The organism is Novosphingobium sp. 9U (assembly GCF_902506425.1).
Lineage (GTDB): Bacteria > Pseudomonadota > Alphaproteobacteria > Sphingomonadales > Sphingomonadaceae > Novosphingobium.
This window is the reverse complement of record NZ_LR732469.1, coordinates 2,002,964-2,018,189: the sequence shown is the minus strand read 5'-3', so window position 1 is coordinate 2,018,189 and position 15,226 is coordinate 2,002,964. Positions and strand designations below refer to the sequence as shown.

At 67.1% G+C, this 15,226-nt stretch carries 12 protein-coding genes and 4 pseudogenes; 12 read left to right on the top strand and 4 right to left on the bottom strand.

Features of this window, described 5'->3' with window-relative positions:
• Positions 1 to 21: 21 nt before the first annotated feature.
• Complete coding sequence (locus GV044_RS09415; RefSeq protein ID WP_159868612.1) at positions 22 to 1,329, top strand: homoserine dehydrogenase; 1,308 nt, start codon at positions 22 to 24, stop codon at positions 1,327 to 1,329.
• Between the two features lie 39 nt (positions 1,330 to 1,368).
• Here the strand turns inward: GV044_RS09415 and GV044_RS09410 are convergent, their stop codons facing one another.
• Positions 1,369 to 1,758, bottom strand: a complete 390-nt coding sequence (locus tag GV044_RS09410; RefSeq protein ID WP_159868609.1) for a hypothetical protein — start codon at positions 1,756 to 1,758, stop codon at positions 1,369 to 1,371.
• 132 nt (positions 1,759 to 1,890) lie between these two features.
• Here GV044_RS09410 and glpX point away from each other — a divergent pair, with 132 nt between their 5' ends.
• Both glpX and GV044_RS09400 read left to right on the top strand, forming a co-directional pair.
• Positions 1,891 to 2,874: a class II fructose-bisphosphatase gene (gene glpX, locus GV044_RS09405; RefSeq protein ID WP_159868606.1), complete on the top strand. Its 984-nt coding sequence runs from the start codon at positions 1,891 to 1,893 to the stop codon at positions 2,872 to 2,874.
• A 270-nt stretch (positions 2,875 to 3,144) separates the two neighbouring features.
• Positions 3,145 to 4,080, top strand: a complete 936-nt coding sequence (locus GV044_RS09400) for a ribose-phosphate pyrophosphokinase (RefSeq protein ID WP_159868603.1) — start codon at positions 3,145 to 3,147, stop codon at positions 4,078 to 4,080.
• 16 nt (positions 4,081 to 4,096) lie between these two features.
• Here the strand turns inward: GV044_RS09400 and GV044_RS09395 are convergent, their stop codons facing one another.
• Entirely contained in the window at positions 4,097 to 5,035 is a 939-nt protein-coding gene (locus GV044_RS09395; protein WP_159868600.1) for a helix-turn-helix domain-containing protein, read from the bottom strand.
• A gap of 191 nt (positions 5,036 to 5,226) precedes the next feature.
• Between GV044_RS09395 and hisN the strand changes: the two genes are divergently transcribed.
• The 9 genes and pseudogenes from hisN to GV044_RS09350 all read left to right on the top strand — a co-directional run bounded on the left by hisN (position 5,227) and on the right by GV044_RS09350 (position 13,593).
• A complete protein-coding gene (gene hisN, locus GV044_RS09390; protein WP_159868597.1) occupies positions 5,227 to 6,009 on the top strand; it encodes a histidinol-phosphatase in 783 nt (260 codons plus the stop codon).
• A 106-nt stretch (positions 6,010 to 6,115) separates the two neighbouring features.
• Entirely contained in the window at positions 6,116 to 6,841 is a 726-nt protein-coding gene (locus GV044_RS09385) for a tRNA (guanosine(46)-N(7))-methyltransferase TrmB (RefSeq protein WP_159868594.1), read from the top strand.
• A 230-nt stretch (positions 6,842 to 7,071) separates the two neighbouring features.
• Positions 7,072 to 7,730: pseudogene (locus GV044_RS09380) on the top strand (hydrolase).
• A gap of 94 nt (positions 7,731 to 7,824) precedes the next feature.
• The gene (locus GV044_RS09375; protein WP_159868591.1) at positions 7,825 to 8,661 is read left to right on the top strand and encodes an alpha/beta fold hydrolase; all 837 of its coding nucleotides are present in this window, start codon (positions 7,825 to 7,827) and stop codon (positions 8,659 to 8,661) included.
• 24 nt (positions 8,662 to 8,685) lie between these two features.
• Positions 8,686 to 8,862: pseudogene (locus GV044_RS09370) on the top strand (DUF1427 family protein); the annotation flags it as partial.
• A gap of 57 nt (positions 8,863 to 8,919) precedes the next feature.
• Positions 8,920 to 10,852 (top strand): annotated as a pseudogene (locus GV044_RS09365) (amidohydrolase).
• A gap of 157 nt (positions 10,853 to 11,009) precedes the next feature.
• On the top strand, positions 11,010 to 11,426 hold the full coding sequence (locus GV044_RS09360; protein ID WP_159868585.1) for a DoxX family protein: 417 nt from the start codon (positions 11,010 to 11,012) through the stop codon (positions 11,424 to 11,426).
• Positions 11,419 to 12,777, top strand: a complete 1,359-nt coding sequence (locus GV044_RS09355; RefSeq protein WP_159868582.1) for an alginate export family protein — start codon at positions 11,419 to 11,421, stop codon at positions 12,775 to 12,777. The genes GV044_RS09360 and GV044_RS09355 overlap by 8 nt, the downstream gene beginning before the upstream one ends.
• 104 nt (positions 12,778 to 12,881) lie before the next feature.
• Positions 12,882 to 13,593: pseudogene (locus GV044_RS09350) on the top strand (YoaK family protein).
• Between the two features lie 34 nt (positions 13,594 to 13,627).
• On the opposite strand, the gene GV044_RS09345 reads toward GV044_RS09350, so the two are convergent.
• Both GV044_RS09345 and GV044_RS09340 read right to left on the bottom strand, forming a co-directional pair.
• Complete coding sequence (locus GV044_RS09345) at positions 13,628 to 14,227, bottom strand: TMEM175 family protein (protein WP_236554827.1); 600 nt, start codon at positions 14,225 to 14,227, stop codon at positions 13,628 to 13,630.
• On the bottom strand, positions 14,220 to 15,149 hold the full coding sequence (locus GV044_RS09340; RefSeq protein WP_159868579.1) for a LysR family transcriptional regulator: 930 nt from the start codon (positions 15,147 to 15,149) through the stop codon (positions 14,220 to 14,222). Before GV044_RS09340 ends, GV044_RS09345 begins: the two co-directional genes overlap by 8 nt.
• Positions 15,150 to 15,226: the final 77 nt, after the last annotated feature.

Genomic DNA, 15,226 nt, shown 5'->3' with positions numbered 1-15,226 from the left:
GCGCACCCGAAAGGGAGCTTCATGGCTGAACCGCTGAACATCGCCCTCGCCGGGCTCGGCACCGTTGGTGCGGGCGTCGTCCGCTTGATCGAGACCAACGCCGAACTGATCGCCCGCCGGGCACGCCGCCCGATCCGCATCGCCGCGGTGAGTGCGCGCGATCGCTCGAAGGACCGCGGTGTCGATCTGTCCCCCTACAGCTGGCTCGACGATCCGGCCGATGTCGCGGGGCAGGCCGACGTCGATGTGGTGGTGGAGATGGTCGGCGGCTCGGACGGTCCGGCGCTGGCATTGGCGCGCAAAGCGATCGCGGGCGGCAAGTCGTTCGTCACTGCCAACAAGGCGATGATCGCGCACCATGGCCTGGAGCTGGCCGCCGCTGCGGAAGCCGCGGGCGTCGCGCTGAAGTTCGAGGCGGCGGTCGCGGGTGGCATTCCCGTCATCAAGGGCTTGAGCGAAGGCGCCGCCGCGAACGCGATCGAGCGGGTCTACGGCATCCTCAACGGCACCTGCAACTACATCCTCTCGACCATGGAGGACACCGGCCGCGACTTTGCCGACGTGCTCGCCGAGGCGCAGCGGCTGGGCTATGCCGAGGCGGATCCGACCTTCGATGTCGAGGGCATCGACGCGGCGCACAAGCTGGCGATCCTGGCGGGCATCGCGTTCGGCACCCGCCTGCGCTTCGATGCGGTGGAGACCACCGGCATCTCGGGGGTGATGGCGGCCGACATCGCGCAGGCGCGCGCGCTCGGCTATGTGATCCGGCTGATCGGCACTGCCGAGATCGACCGCCGCGGCGCACAGGCAGGCCTGTTCCAGCGCGTGCGTCCGCACCTGATCCACTGCGACCACCCGCTCGCCAGCGTCGATGGTGCAACCAATGCGGTCGTGGCCGAGGGCAACTTCATGGGCCGGCTGCTGTTCCAGGGCGCCGGTGCCGGCGAGGGGCCAACTGCCAGCGCCGTCGTCGCTGACCTCATCGACATTGCCCGGGGCGAGAAGGGCGCAGCGTTCTCGATGCCCAGCCACGAGCTCGAATCGCTCGACCCCGCCAAGTCGGGGCACCGGCTGGGCCGCTCGTACATGCGCTTCATCGTGCCCGATCGGCCGGGCGTACTCGCAGAGATCACTGCCGCCATGCGCGATGCAGGCGTCTCGATCGAGAGCTTCATCCAGCGCGGCCGCGGTGGCGAGGCAGGCGAGGTCATCGTCGCCCTGGTGACGCACGAGGGGCCTGAGTCCGGGGTCAGCGAGGCGCTGCGCATCCTCGAAGGGTCGGACAGCGTGGCCCGGCCGCCGCTGGTGATGCAGATCATCGGCGGGTGAGATCCTGGCTCCTCTCCCGGCGGGGAGAGCAGCCAGGCCTCAAGGCGCCTTGATCTCGCCCTTGGCGATCCTGTCCGCATCTGAGCCGGCGGGCGCCTCGGGAATGCTGGCCAGATCGATCATGTAGGCCTTGGGTCCGGCACAAGGCGGGATCAGGCACATGCCGCCGATCGTCGGCTTGCCCTTGAAGATACCATTGCCGGCAACGTCAGGTGGCGTCAGGCGACCATCGTTCGTTCCCGCCTTGCCGGTCGGGTCCTCGGCGCTGCTCGACTGGGCGCGGAACTGCTCGTTGTCGCGCGCGCACACGACGATGTCGTCACCTTTCGGTGCCTCGCAGCGCGGACGGATCGGCTTGGCATATTTGCCCACGCGCAACATCAATCCGCGTGCGACGTCGCGATCAGCCTCGGAAACATCCTGAGCCATCGCGGGCGTCATTGCTGCGCATGCGAAGAACAGGGCCAGAATACCGGCGCTTCGTCTCGACAATCTTAGTTCCTCTGTCTAAGCGCGTGGTGCCTCAGTTAGCACGCCGTTGCTGCTTAATCCGGAGTGAACATGCAGAACAAGCCGACTCCCGCAAGCAAAGTTCTCGATCGCGTTCTCGTTCTGGAGATGGTTCGCGTTACCGAAGCCGCCGCCATCGCCGCATCCGAGCTGATTGGCCGGGGTGACGAAAAGGCCGCCGACCACGCTGCCGTCGAAGCCATGCGCAAGGCATTCGACGAGCTCTACATGGACGGCACGGTCGTCATCGGCGAGGGTGAGCGCGACGAGGCACCGATGCTGTTCATCGGTGAAAAGGTCGGCGGTGCGCCCGGCACCGGCCCCAAGATCGACATCGCGCTCGATCCGCTGGAAGGCACCACCATCTGCGCCAAGGCCGGTCCCAACTCGCTGGCAGTGCTGGCCGCTGCCGAGGAAGGCGGCCTGCTCAATGCGCCCGACGTCTACATGGACAAGCTGGCAGTCGGCCCCGGCTACCCCGACGACATCATCTCGCTCGACAAGTCGCCCACCGAAAACGTCAAGGCGGTCGCGGCCGCCAAGGGTGTGGAGCCGGCCCAGATCAACGTCTGCGTGCTCGACCGTCCGCGCCACGAGGCGCTGATCGCGGAACTGCGCGGCTTGGGCTGCGGCGTCGTGCTGATCGGCGACGGCGACGTTGCCGGCGTCATCGCCGTCACCGACGAGGACACCACGATCGACATGTACATGGGCTCGGGCGGCGCTCCCGAGGGCGTGCTCGCGGCCGCGGCGCTGCGCTGCGTCGGCGGTCAGTTCAACGGCCGCCTGCTGTTCCGCAACGACGATGAGCGCGGCCGTGCGCGCAAGTGGGGTATCGAGGATCTCGATCGCATCTACAAGCTCGAGGACCTCGCCAAGGGCGACTGCATCTTCGCCGCCACCGGCGTCACCAGCGGCTCGCTGCTCGACGGCGTGAAGCGCCGCAAGGGCGGCACCATGACCACCGAGAGCGTGGTCATGCGCGCCAGCTCGGGCACCGTGCGCTGGATCAAGGGCGAACACCGGACCAAGTGATCGTTTCCCTGCCTCCTCTCCCCGCCACGGAGAGGATACGGAGGCTTGGGAGCGCAGCGACTTAGCGGAAGTTGGGGAGGGCCTGCGGGTTCCACCGGCGTAGGCGCTGTGCCGCGACCCTTCTCCAAGCTGCGCTAGCCCATGCGCGACAAGTATCGCTCTCATCACCCCGGCGTGGCGAGGATGCGCTTGCGGCCACCCCAAACTTGCAATCGCGTGACGCTCGGTTAGAGGCGGGCGCGCGTTTCGGGTGGCCAAGGGAAGCACGCAATGAAGATCATGTCCGGCAACAGCAACCTGCCGCTTGCGCGCGCAGTGGCCGCTTATCTCGAACTGCCGCTGACCGACGCCAGCGTTCGCCGCTTCGCCGACGAAGAGGTGTTCGTCGAGATCCACGAGAACGTGCGCGGCGAGGACGTGTTCGTGGTCCAGCCGACCAGCTTTCCGGCGAACGACAACCTGATGGAACTGCTGATCTGCATCGATGCGCTGCGCCGCGCCTCGGCCAAGCGGATCACCGCGGTGGTGCCGTACTTCGGTTACGCCCGCCAGGACCGCAAGCCCGGTCCGCGCACGCCGATCTCGGCCAAGCTGGTCGCCAACCTGATCACCCAGGCGGGCGCCGACCGCGTGCTCTCGGTCGACTTGCACGCCGGGCAGATCCAGGGTTTCTTCGATATCCCGACCGATAACCTGTTCGCCGCCCCGGTGATGAGTGCCGACATCCAAGCGCGCTATGGCGAGCAGGACCTGATGGTCGTCTCCCCCGACGTCGGCGGCGTGGTCCGCGCCCGCGCGCTGGCCAAGCGGCTCGATAACGCGCCGCTGGCGATCGTCGACAAGCGCCGCGACAAGCCCGGCCAGTCCGAAGTCATGAACATCATCGGCGACGTGAAGGGCCGCTGCTGCATCCTGATCGACGACATCATCGATTCGGGCGGCACCCTCTGCAACGCCGCGCAAGCGCTGCTCGACGCCGGCGCCAAGAGCGTCACCGCCTACATCACCCACGGCGTGCTGTCGGGCGGAGCGGTTGCCCGCGTGAACAACTCGGCGCTGACCGAGCTGGTGATCACCGATTCGATCCTGGCGACCGATGCCACCAAAGAATCGGACCGCGTCCGCGCGCTGACGATCGCGCCGCTGCTGGGCGAGGCGATCCGCCGCATCGCCGATGAAAGCTCGGTCTCTAGCCTGTTCGACTGATCCGGCGGCGCTGCCCCTATTCCCAAGGGCGCCTGTCGCCGGGGATCAGCCGCTTCATCATCTCGAGCCGGCGCGCCTGGCGAGCCTCCAGCGTCAGCGTCAGCAGGGGCAGCGGCTGCGCGGTGAACTGGCGCGGCGACATGCCGAACAGCTCGACGAATTCGCGGATGAGATGGCTCTCGTCGTAGTACCGCAGCGCTAGCGCCTCGCCCTCGTCGCCATCGGCAACGCCGCGCAAGTGACTGGCCATGTCGAGCGCACGGGCGCGCTTGAGCACTTGCTTGGGCGGCATGCCGAAATCGCGCACAACAAGGCGCTCTAGCCGCCGACGGTCGACGTCGATTTCGCGCGCGGCCTGGGCAATGGACATGACTGGATCCGCGAAGGCGATCTCCTCGAACCGAGCGGTGATAGGATCGGGCCCCGTGCCCTTGTGCTGGGCGATCTCCTGGCGGACCACGTCTTCGAGCGCGCTGAGCCAGTCCTCGGGCGAGCCCGCCGGGTCGAGCAGTGAAAGCAGGTACTCGGGCGACCAGCGGCGTGTGGGGACCACGCGGTCGACGTATTCGGGCAATACCGGCCCCATCAGCGCATTGCAGGCACTGGGGCGCAGCGAAATGCCGATCGAGGTGAAGTCGCCGCGCACACGTACGGGCATCAGCCGAGACTGAGGGCCGCAGAATAAGGCGCCGCGCGTGTGATCCTGCACGCCGTCGCGCGTCCCGACTTCGAACGCGCCGGCCAGCTGGATGCGGATGCCTGCCGTGTCGGCAAACAGGCCGCACGAAAGCGTGTGGCCCGGCAGCATCTGCAGCTTGGCGACCGAGAGCCGCGCGATCCACCCCGACAAGTCGGGCGCAGGGGCGCGGTTGTAGGACAAGGGCTGACCATCCCGGGTCACGCCGAATGCAGGCACGATTCGGGGATCGACGGCCGGCCGCGAAGAACGGGTCATGGTCCCCTCAAGTTACGTTGATGCCCGGCATAATGATTAAAGCGTATCGGCCGAGACATACAATTGTTTCCGCTTCACATTGTCGCGAAAAGCGATGCAACTTTTGGGGAACCCATCTTGTCTGTGCGAGCAAACCTGCAAGAGCGCCGGCTTACTTGCGAGCACAGCGTGCAGGTGGCAGAGCATGCGCCATGAACCTTGATGCCGAAATCGCCGTCGCGGTGCGCCTCGCCGATGCTGCCGGAGCCGCGATCCGCCCGCACTTCCGCACAGGCCTTCAATCGGAGCGCAAGCTCGATGCTTCGCCGGTCACGATCGCCGATCGTGCCGCCGAGGAAGCCATACGCCGCATCCTCAAGGCCGAGGTCCCGCGGGACGGGATCATCGGCGAGGAATTTGGTGAGGAGGCAGGCGGTAACAACCGGACCTGGGTGCTCGATCCGATCGACGGCACCGTGTCGTTCTTGGCAGGGCGACCGATCTTCGGCACCTTGATCGCGCTGCTGGTCGACGGTTGGCCGGTGCTGGGCGTGATCGACCAGCCGATCCTGGGCGAGCGCTGGATCGGCGCCAGCGGCCGCGCGACCACCTTCAACGGCAGCGAAGTGCGCACGCGTGGCTGCCCCTCGCTCGACCAGGCCACGCTGGCGACGACCGGGCCGCAATACTTTGACGACCATGAGGGCGAGCACTTCATGGCACTGGCCGCCAAGACCGATCACAAGCGCATGATGATGGGCGGCGACTGCTACAACTATGGCCTGCTCGCCAGCGGCCACCTGGACCTGATCTGCGAGGCGGGGCTCAAGCTGCACGACTGGGCGGCGCTGGTGCCGGTGGTCGAGGGCGCCGGCGGCACCATGTGTGACTGGAACGGCGAGCCGCTGCACCAGGGCTCGGACGGGCACGTCCTCGCGCTCGGCGATCCGGCGCGGCTGGAAGACGTGGTGGAGGCGATGGCCTGCCATCACTAAGACTTGAGATCCTCGGTGCAAAGGGAGGATCCAGGAGGCATTGACCCTCAATCCCTCACCTGCCATCGCGCGCCGCCATGCACGTGAATATGCCCTTGAACACCCGATGACCGCGAACAAGCCCGGCGATCCGACCACGCTCAACCGCCTTTACGGCCGCGCGAAGGGCAAGGCCTTGCGCGCGGGCCAGCAAGGCCTGATCGACACGCTGCTGCCACGCATTGCGGTGCCCGCCGAGGGACCGGTGACGGCCGAGCGCCTGTTCGGCTCAGCGCGGCCGCTCCATTTCGAGATCGGCTTTGGTGGCGGCGAGCACATGGCAGGTCGTGCCGACATGCTGCCCGACCACGGCTTCATTGGCTGCGAGCCGTTCATCAACGGCGTCGCCCAGGCACTGATGCATGTCGACGGCGAGTCTCCGACGCATGGTGGCGCGGGTGCTCCGCTCGGCAACGTGCGCATCCACCATGGTGACGCACTGGAAGTGCTGGCCCGCGTACCCGATGGCGCGCTTTCGTTCGTCTACCTGCTGCATCCCGATCCCTGGCCCAAGGCGCGCCACGCCAAGCGGCGGATGATGAACGATGGGCCGGTGCGCATGATCGCCGCCAAGCTGAAGCCCGGCGGCGAGTTCCGCTTCGGCACCGACCACCCCATCTACTTGCGCCACGCGCTCATGGTGATGCAGCGCCACACCGGCGATTTCGAGTGGCTCTGCGAGGGGCCGCAGGACTTCCTCAAGCGCCCCGGCGGCTGGCCCGAGACGCGCTACGAAGCCAAGGCACGCAAGCTTGGTCACGAAGTCTGGTACTTCCGCTACCGACGCAAGTGATCTGACGCCGATCACGGCGTTGCAGAAGTCTAACAGTTATCGGGTTCTCTCGGCTTCGTTCGGGACCGTTCAGCTATGCGGCTGATCTTCCACGACTTCCATCATCTTGCCTAAAATTCTGAACGAACTCGACCAACTTATCGCGCTGTTTAGGTAAGCGGGTCCGGCATAAACCTCTTTTCAGCCCGAGACGATCTCGCGGCGCCACATTCGAAAAGAGGAACCCCACCATGTCGATCACCGCCACCCCGACCCCCGGCAAATCGCTGCTCTCACCCACCAACCACGCGCTCGTCCTTATCGACTTCCAGTCGCAGATGGCCTTCGCCACCAAGTCGATCGCGCCCGAGCTGCTGCGCAACAATGCCGCGCTGGTCAGCCAAGCGGCCGCCGGGTTCAAGGTGCCGACCATCCTCACCACCGTTGCCGAGAAGAGCTTCTCCGGCCCATGTTCGACGAGATCGTCGACGCATTCGGCGGCCAGGCCATGCTCGACCGCACCAGCATGAACACCTGGGAGGATGTCGGGGTGATCGAGGAAGTGAATCGCATCGGCCAGGAGCGCCTGGTGTTCGCCGGCCTGTGGACCAGCGTCTGCATCGTCGGCCCGGTGCTCTCGGCGATCGAGCAGGGCTTCGAGGCTTACGTTATCACCGATGCCAGCGGCGACATCTCCACCGAGGCGCACGAGCGTGCAGTCGAGCGGATGATCCAGGCCGGCGCCCGCCCGATGACCTCGCTCCAATACCTGCTCGAACTGCAGCGCGACTGGGCCCGCACCGAGACCTACGACATGACCACCGGTATCGCCCGCAAGGTCGGCGGCGGTTATGGCCTGGGCATCACTTACGCCAAGCAGATGTTCGGCGCCTCCGAGGGCGGTCACTGAGACTTCGGCCCGCCACCAAAATCACCTACAAAGAACCTCGCCGCTCCGGGCGCAAGCGCGGGCGGCGACGGTAACCCCCACAAAGGACACCATCATGAGCACCATCACCACCACCGACGGCGTCGAGATCTTCTACAAGGACTGGGGCAGCAAGGACGCGCAACCGATCATGTTCCACCACGGTTGGCCGCTCTCGTCGGACGACTGGGACGCGCAGATGCTGTTCTTCCTGTCCAAGGGCTTCCGCGTCGTCGCCCATGATCGCCGCGGTCACGGCCGCTCCGCCCAAGTCGATTTCGGCCACGACATGGCGCACTACGCCGCCGACGCCGCCGCGGTCGCCGAGCACCTCGACTTGCGCAACGCCGTCCACATCGGCCACTCGACCGGCGGCGGCGAAGTCGCGGCCTATGTCGCTCGCCATGGCATCCCGCAGGGACGCGTCGCCAAGGCGGTGCTGGTGAGCGCGGTGCCGCCGATTATGGTCAAGACTGAGCGCTATCCCGGCGGCCTGCCCATCGACGTGTTCAACGGCTTGCGCGATGCGCTTGCCGCCAACCGCGCGCAGTTCTTCCGCGATCTCGCTGCGGGTCCGTTCTACGGCTTCAACCGCGACGGTGCCGACGTGAAGCCGGCGGTGGTCGACAACTGGTGGCGCCAGGGCATGATGGGCAGCGCGCTGGCCCACTATGCCGGCATCAAGGCCTTCTCCGAGACCGACCAGACCGACGATTTGAAGGCGATCGATGTCCCTACGTTGGTGCTCCACGGCGATGACGACCAGATCGTGCCGTACAAGAACGCCGGCGTGCTCTCGGCGGAGATCCTGCCCAATGCAACGCTCAAGACTTACGAGGGCTACCCGCACGGCATGCTGACCACCAACGCCGATGTGCTGAACGCCGACATCCTCGCCTTCATCCAAGGCTGAGGCGAGAGAGGGAGGACGCACGCAATGAAGCCGTATCTCATCTCGCTGGGTGCGGGCCTGCTGGTCGGCGTGGTCTACCACCTGCTCGGCGTACGTTCTCCCGCCCCGCCCGTGATTGCGCTGGTTGGGCTGATGGGGATCCTGCTCGGCGAGCAGGCTCTCCCCGTCGCCAAGTCGCTGCTGGAGCGCGCGCAGATCAGCGCTCCGGCACAGGACTGAAGTCGCACTGCGCCCTGCCTTCACGACAGGAGACCGAGCATGTCCCGTCTCACTCGCCGTCAGGCCCTTGCCGGAGCCGCCGGCACCGCTTTCCTCGCTTCCACGGAGATCTCCGCCATGACCGCTTCGCCCGACCTGATCCTGATCAACGCCAAGGTGACTACGCTCGACCGCGAAAACCCCAAGGCCGAGGCCGTGGCGATCCGCGGCGGCAAGTTCCTGGCAGTCGGCTCCGAGCAGGAGGTCCGCGCCGTCGCTGCGCCGAACGCCAAGGTGATCGACGCCAAGGGTCGCCGCCTGATCCCTGGCCTGATCGACAGCCACATCCACGTCATCCGCGGCGGCCTGAACTACAACATGGAGCTGCGCTGGGAAGGCGTGCCCTCGCTCTCCGAGGCGATGGCGATGCTGAAGCGGCAGGCCGAGAACACCCCGCCGCCGCAGTGGGTGCGCGTGGTCGGCGGCTTCACCGAGCACCAGTTCGCCGAGAAGCGCCTGCCCACCATCGACGAGATCAATGCCGCCGCGCCCGAAACGCCGGTGTTCATCCTCCATCTCTACGACCGCGCGCTGCTCAATGCCGCAGCGCTGCGCGCGGTGGGCTACACCAAGGACACGCCCAACCCTCCCGGCGGCGAGATCGTGCGCGATGCCGCCGGCAACCCCACCGGGCTACTGCTCGCCCAGCCCAATGCGACGATCCTCTATTCCACGCTGGCCAAGGGGCCCAAGCTGCCGCCCGAGTATCAGCTGAACTCGACCAAGCACTTCATGCGCGAGCTGAACTCGCTTGGCGTCACCAGCGTGATCGACGCGGGCGGCGGCTCGCAGAACTATCCCGACGATTACGAGGTGATCGACAAGCTCCACAAGGACGGCGAGCTGACGCTGCGCATCGCCTACAACCTGTTCACCCAGAAGCCCAAGGAAGAGCTGCAGGACTTCGCCAGCTGGTCCACCCAGATCAAGCCGGGCGATGGCGACACCTACCGCCACAACGGCGCGGGCGAGATGCTGGTCTACTCCGCCGCCGACTTCGAGGACTTCCGCGTCGCGCGCCCCGACATGCCGCCCGAGATGGAGGGCGACTTGGAGCCGGTCATCCGCCTGCTCGCCGAACGCGGTTGGCCCTGGCGCCTCCACGCGACGTACGACCAGACGATCGGCCGCGCGCTCGACGTGTTCGAGAAGGTCAACCGCGACATCCCGCTTGCCGGCCTCAACTGGTTCTTCGACCATGCCGAGACCATCAGCGAGCGCAACATCGACCGCATCGCTGCGCTCGGCGGCGGCATCGCCGTGCAGCACCGCATGGCCTTCCAGGGCGAGTACTTCGTCGAGCGCTACGGCGCCAAGGCGGCCGAGGCGACGCCGCCGATCAAGCGGATGATGGCGGCCGGCGTGCCGGTCGGCGCCGGCACCGACGCGACGCGCGTGGCGAGCTACAACCCTTGGGTCTCGCTCTCCTGGCTGGTCACCTCCAAGACCGTTGGCGGGCTGACGCTCTACCCGGCGCGCAACCGGCTCGACCGTGAGACCGCGCTGCGGCTGTGGACCGAGCGGAACACCTGGTTCTCCAACGAGGTGGGCAAGAAGGGCCAGATCAAGGCTGGGCAGCTGGCCGACCTGGCCGTGCTGTCGGACGATTACTTCTCGGTGCCCGAAAGCGAGATCGCGCACTTGCGTTCAGTGCTGACAGTGCTGGGCGGCAAGGTCGTTTATGGCGAGGGCGACTTCGGCCCACTCGCGCCCGAGGCGCCCAAGGCCATGCCGGACTGGTCACCGGTGGCGACGTTCGGCGGGCACTATCGGCGGCCGGAGGATGCGCAGAAGCTGGCTTCGGGCGTGCGGCTGTGTCTCCTCGTGCGGCGTGCATGGGCATGACCATGCGGCGGCGCTGGGTGCCAGCGTTCCCGCGGCGGATGTCCAGAGCTTCTGGGGCGCGCTCGGCTGCGGCTGCTGGGCGGTTTGAGCCAACTCCCACGAGCCCACCCCAACTTCGTCATTCCCGCGGAGGCGGGAACCCATCTCCAGGTGGCTCCTTTTACGCGACCTCAGGAGATGGATCCCCGCCTTCGCGGGGATGACAATAGAAGGGGTGAGTGCACATCTTTGGAAAGTATCCAAGCATGACCACACCCCGCCCCATCGCCGCCATCCTCGACCACCCGGCCACCTGGTTCGTCGCCCGCCTCGCCCTCACCGGCCCCTACATCCTTGGCGGTGTGGTCAAGCTCACCGACTGGCAGGGCGCCGTCGCCGAGCAGGCCCACTTCGGCCTCCAGCCCGCTGCGCTCTTCGCCGCGCTGACCATCGCCGTCGAGCTGATCGGCCCCGCGCTGATCCTCGCCAACCGGCTCGCGTGGCTGGGCGCAGGGATGCTCGGCGTGTTCACCTTGCTTGCGGCCCTCCTCGCCAATGCCTTCTGGACGATGCACGGCCCGGAGCGCTTCATGGCCACCAACGCCTTTTTTGAGCACTTGGGCCTCGTCGGTGGTTTCGTGCTGGTGGCGACGATCTCGCACATTCGAGAGCGCCATGCGTAAGCTGCTGCTGCTTCCCGCCCTGCTGGCGAGCGCCCCGGCTCTCGCGCAGTCGTGCGAGGCGTGGCAGCCGCCGACGCTGACCAACACCCGCTACGACGAAGACTGGAGCGCACTCGCCGATCCTGCCAACCGCAATGGCCACTGGACCGAGCACCTCAAGTACGTCCCGCTCACAAGCGATGGCCAGGTCTGGCTGAGCACCGGCGGCGAGCTGCGCGCGCGGGTCGAGAGCTTCAGCAACAACCTGTGGGGCGGGGCGGCCGCGCCGGCCGACGCCTATCTGTGGACACGCGCGACGCCCTACGTCGACCTCCACGCCGGCCCGGTCCGCGCCTTCGTGCAGCCGATCGCCGCCTATGCCGTGGGCGTCGCGCCCGCCGCCGGCCCGGTCGACCAGACCCGCACTGACTTGCTGCAAGGCTTCGTAGAAGTAACGGCAGGACCGGTGACGGTGCGCGGCGGGCGGCAAATGCTGTCGCTCGGCACCGAGCGGCTGGTCGGCACGCGCTATGGCCCCAATGTGCCGCTGGCGTTCGACGGCGTGCGCAGCGATGTGGCGGTGGGCAAGACCAAGGTCAGCCTGTTCTACGCGCAGCCGGTGCAAGCGCGGCTGGGCACGTTCGACGATCGCTCCTCCCCCACCAAAGCTTTGTGGGGCGCTTACGCCGCCGGCCCGACGCTCGACGTCTACTACCTTGGCTATCGCAACCGTGCCGCGAGCTTCGGCGGGATCACGGGCCGCGAGGAACGCCACAGCCTGGGCCTGCGCAGCCACAGCGCCGCGGGCGACTGGCGTTGGAACGTCGAGGGCGTGTTCCAGTTCGGCCGCTTCGCCGACCAGGACATCCGAGCCTGGACGCTCGGCAGCGAAGTCTCGCGCAGCTTTCCGCAAGCCCCGCTGAAGCCACGCGCGACGCTGCGCTTCAACGTGATCAGCGGCGACCGGCATGCGGGCGGCCACACGCTCGGCACGTTCAACGCGCTGTTCCCCAAGGGCAAGTACTTCGGTGAACTCTCCCCGATCGGGCCGACCAACATCATCAACCTGCACCCGAGCGTCATTCTGGCGCTGCGCGACAACCTCTCGCTCGGCGTGACCGGCATGGCCTACTGGCTCTACACCAAGGGTGACGGGATCTACGACATTCCCGGCAACCTCATCCGCGGCCCGGGCGGCGCGCAGTCGCGGTTCATCGGAAAGGAAGTGGAGGCCTCGCTCAGCTGGCAGGCACTGCCCGAGCTGGAGCTCTCGACTTCGCTCTCCGCGTTCGATGCGGGCGCATATCTGCGCGAGACCGGGCCGGCCAGGACGATCACGATGGTGGGTCTGGAGGCCAACTTCCGCATCTGACCTTTTCGGATCTGTAGAACGAAGCGGCTTAGTTTATGCATCTGCATCGATGGTATGGCCTGGCGTAGCGAGTGAGCAACCGCTTCGATCCTTGAGGAACCGCCATGACGTCCGCACCTGCCACGCCCACCGGCCTGCCCCCGCTCCACCGGCTGCTGCTCCTGCTGGTCGGTGACCACCGGTCTGGTCGATGCGATCAGCGTGCTGGGACTGGGCAAGGTGTTCACCGCCAACATGACGGGCAACGTCGTGTTCCTGGGCTTCGCCGCGGCCGGCACGCCGGGGTTCCGGGTTGCGCCCTACCTTGCGGCGATCGCGTCGTTCATGCTCGGCGCGCTGGTCGCTGGGCGGGTGGGTAAGCACCATGCCGGCTTGCCGCTGCGCCGCTGGCTGCTGGTCGCGGCGTCGGTCGAGGCGGTGCTGCTGTGGATCGCCGCGGCGGTGGCCACCGGCTTCGACGTGCCGACGCAATCGCCGGAGTGGGGCGTGTACGCCATCATCGCGCTCACCGGCATAGCCATGGGCTTCCGCAATGCGACGATCCGCCAGCTCAAGGTGCCTGACCTGACCACTACGGTGCTGACGCTGACTGTCACCGGGCTCGCCGCGGACTCGAGCGTCGCCGGTGGGAGCAACCCGAACTGGGGGCGGCGGGTGGCGAGCGTTGCGGCGATCTTCGTCGGCGCGGCTATGGGCGCGGTGCTGGTGAGCCATGGCGGCCTCACGTTGCCGCTGATCCTGGCCGGCGCGCTGATCCTGGGCGGCACGATTGCCTGCATGGCGCATCCTGAAGCTGACGCGCCGCATGCCAGCTGACCCACTCCTCTCCCCGGCGGGGAGAGGAGATGGATCACCCCCGCAAGCTCCGCTCAATCCTTCGGTCCGGCACGAGCCACAACAGCAACACCGCCGCATAGAGCGCCAGCGACACCGGCCGCGCGTAGAACGCTGCGGGGATGGCCACCAGGTACAGCGCGATCGAGCCCCAGCCCTTCAGGTCCGCGCCGATCGCATCGGCTAGCGCGGAATCTCGCCCATTGCAGGCGATGATCGCCCGCTCGGTGAGGGTATAGCCGACCGCCGCCATGCCCAGCACGACCCCATAGGACGCCGTCGCCATCGCCGAAAACCCGCTCTCGTCCAGCCAGCGGATCACGAACGGCACCAGCGAGAGCCAGAACAGCAGGAACAGGTTCGCCCACAGCACCTTGCCGTCGACGCGGTCCGTGGCGTGCAGCAGGTGGTGGTGGTTGTTCCAGTACAGCCCAACGTTGATGAACGAGAGCACGTAGGCGAGCAGGATCGGCGCGGCCTCCGACAGCGCCGCCAGGCTGCCGTCGCGCGGCACCTTCAGTTCCAGCACCATGATGGTGATGATGATCGCCACCACACCGTCGGTGAAGGCCTCCATGCGGCCCGAGGTCATGGCTTTCGGTTTGCGCTCAGACATCGACCATTCCCTCGATCTCGCGGTCGTTCTGGCCAAGCGTGACGAACTGCTCCAGCAGCCAGGTGGCGGCGGGGCCCGGCGGCTTGGCACGGCACCAGATGCCGGAGAAGCGGTAGGTTCCGCCGACGTGGTCGGGCATTGCCAGCTGCACCAGCGTGCCGGCGACCAGGTCCGCCTCGATCATCGGCAGCGGCATGTTGCCCCAGCCGATGCCCTCGCGCAGCAGTGCATGCTTGGCGCCGAGGTCCGCCAGGCGCCAGGTCTTGGGGCTCGTCACCGAGAAGTCTTGCCCATCGGTGAAGCGGGAGCGGTCGGTAAGGACCAGCTGGATATGCTCGCGCCCGGCGCCGGGCGGGATCTCAGTCATGCGGCCGAGCGGATGGTCGGGCGCGGCAACCGGCACCATCGGCACCGATCCCGCCAGCCGGCTCTCGATACCGGGCACGCCGACGGACAGCGGGCCCGACAGGCCGATGCCCACTTGCCCGTCGAGGACCATGGACGTCACCGCGCCGAGCGCCTCGACGTGGAGGCGAAGCTGCACGGTGGGGAACTCGGTGCGGAAGGCGCGCAGAACCTGGCCCAAACGCTCGGACGGCAGCATGACATCGACCGCCAGATCGACTTCGGCCTCCAATCCATCGAGCAAGCCTTTCACCTTGGCGCGCAAGCCGTCGATCACCAGCGCCGCCGCGCGCGCCTCGGCCAGCACTGCGCGGCCCGCATCGGTCAGCTTGGGCCGGCGCGTGCCCTCGCGGTCGAACAGCAGGACGCCCAGCTGCGCCTCCAGGTTGCTGATGCCGTAGCTGATGGCCGAGACCGCGCGGTTCATCTTGCGCGCGGCGGCCGCGAAACTGCCTGTGTCGACGATCGCGAGCAGGATGTTCAGCTGGTCGAGAGTGGGCGTGCCCGGGTTGTTCACTTATCTAATCCCTAGAACGAACGGAACGACTTTATCCATCTGATCAGGCAAGCTGGCAAGGACTAGATCCGGTCTCA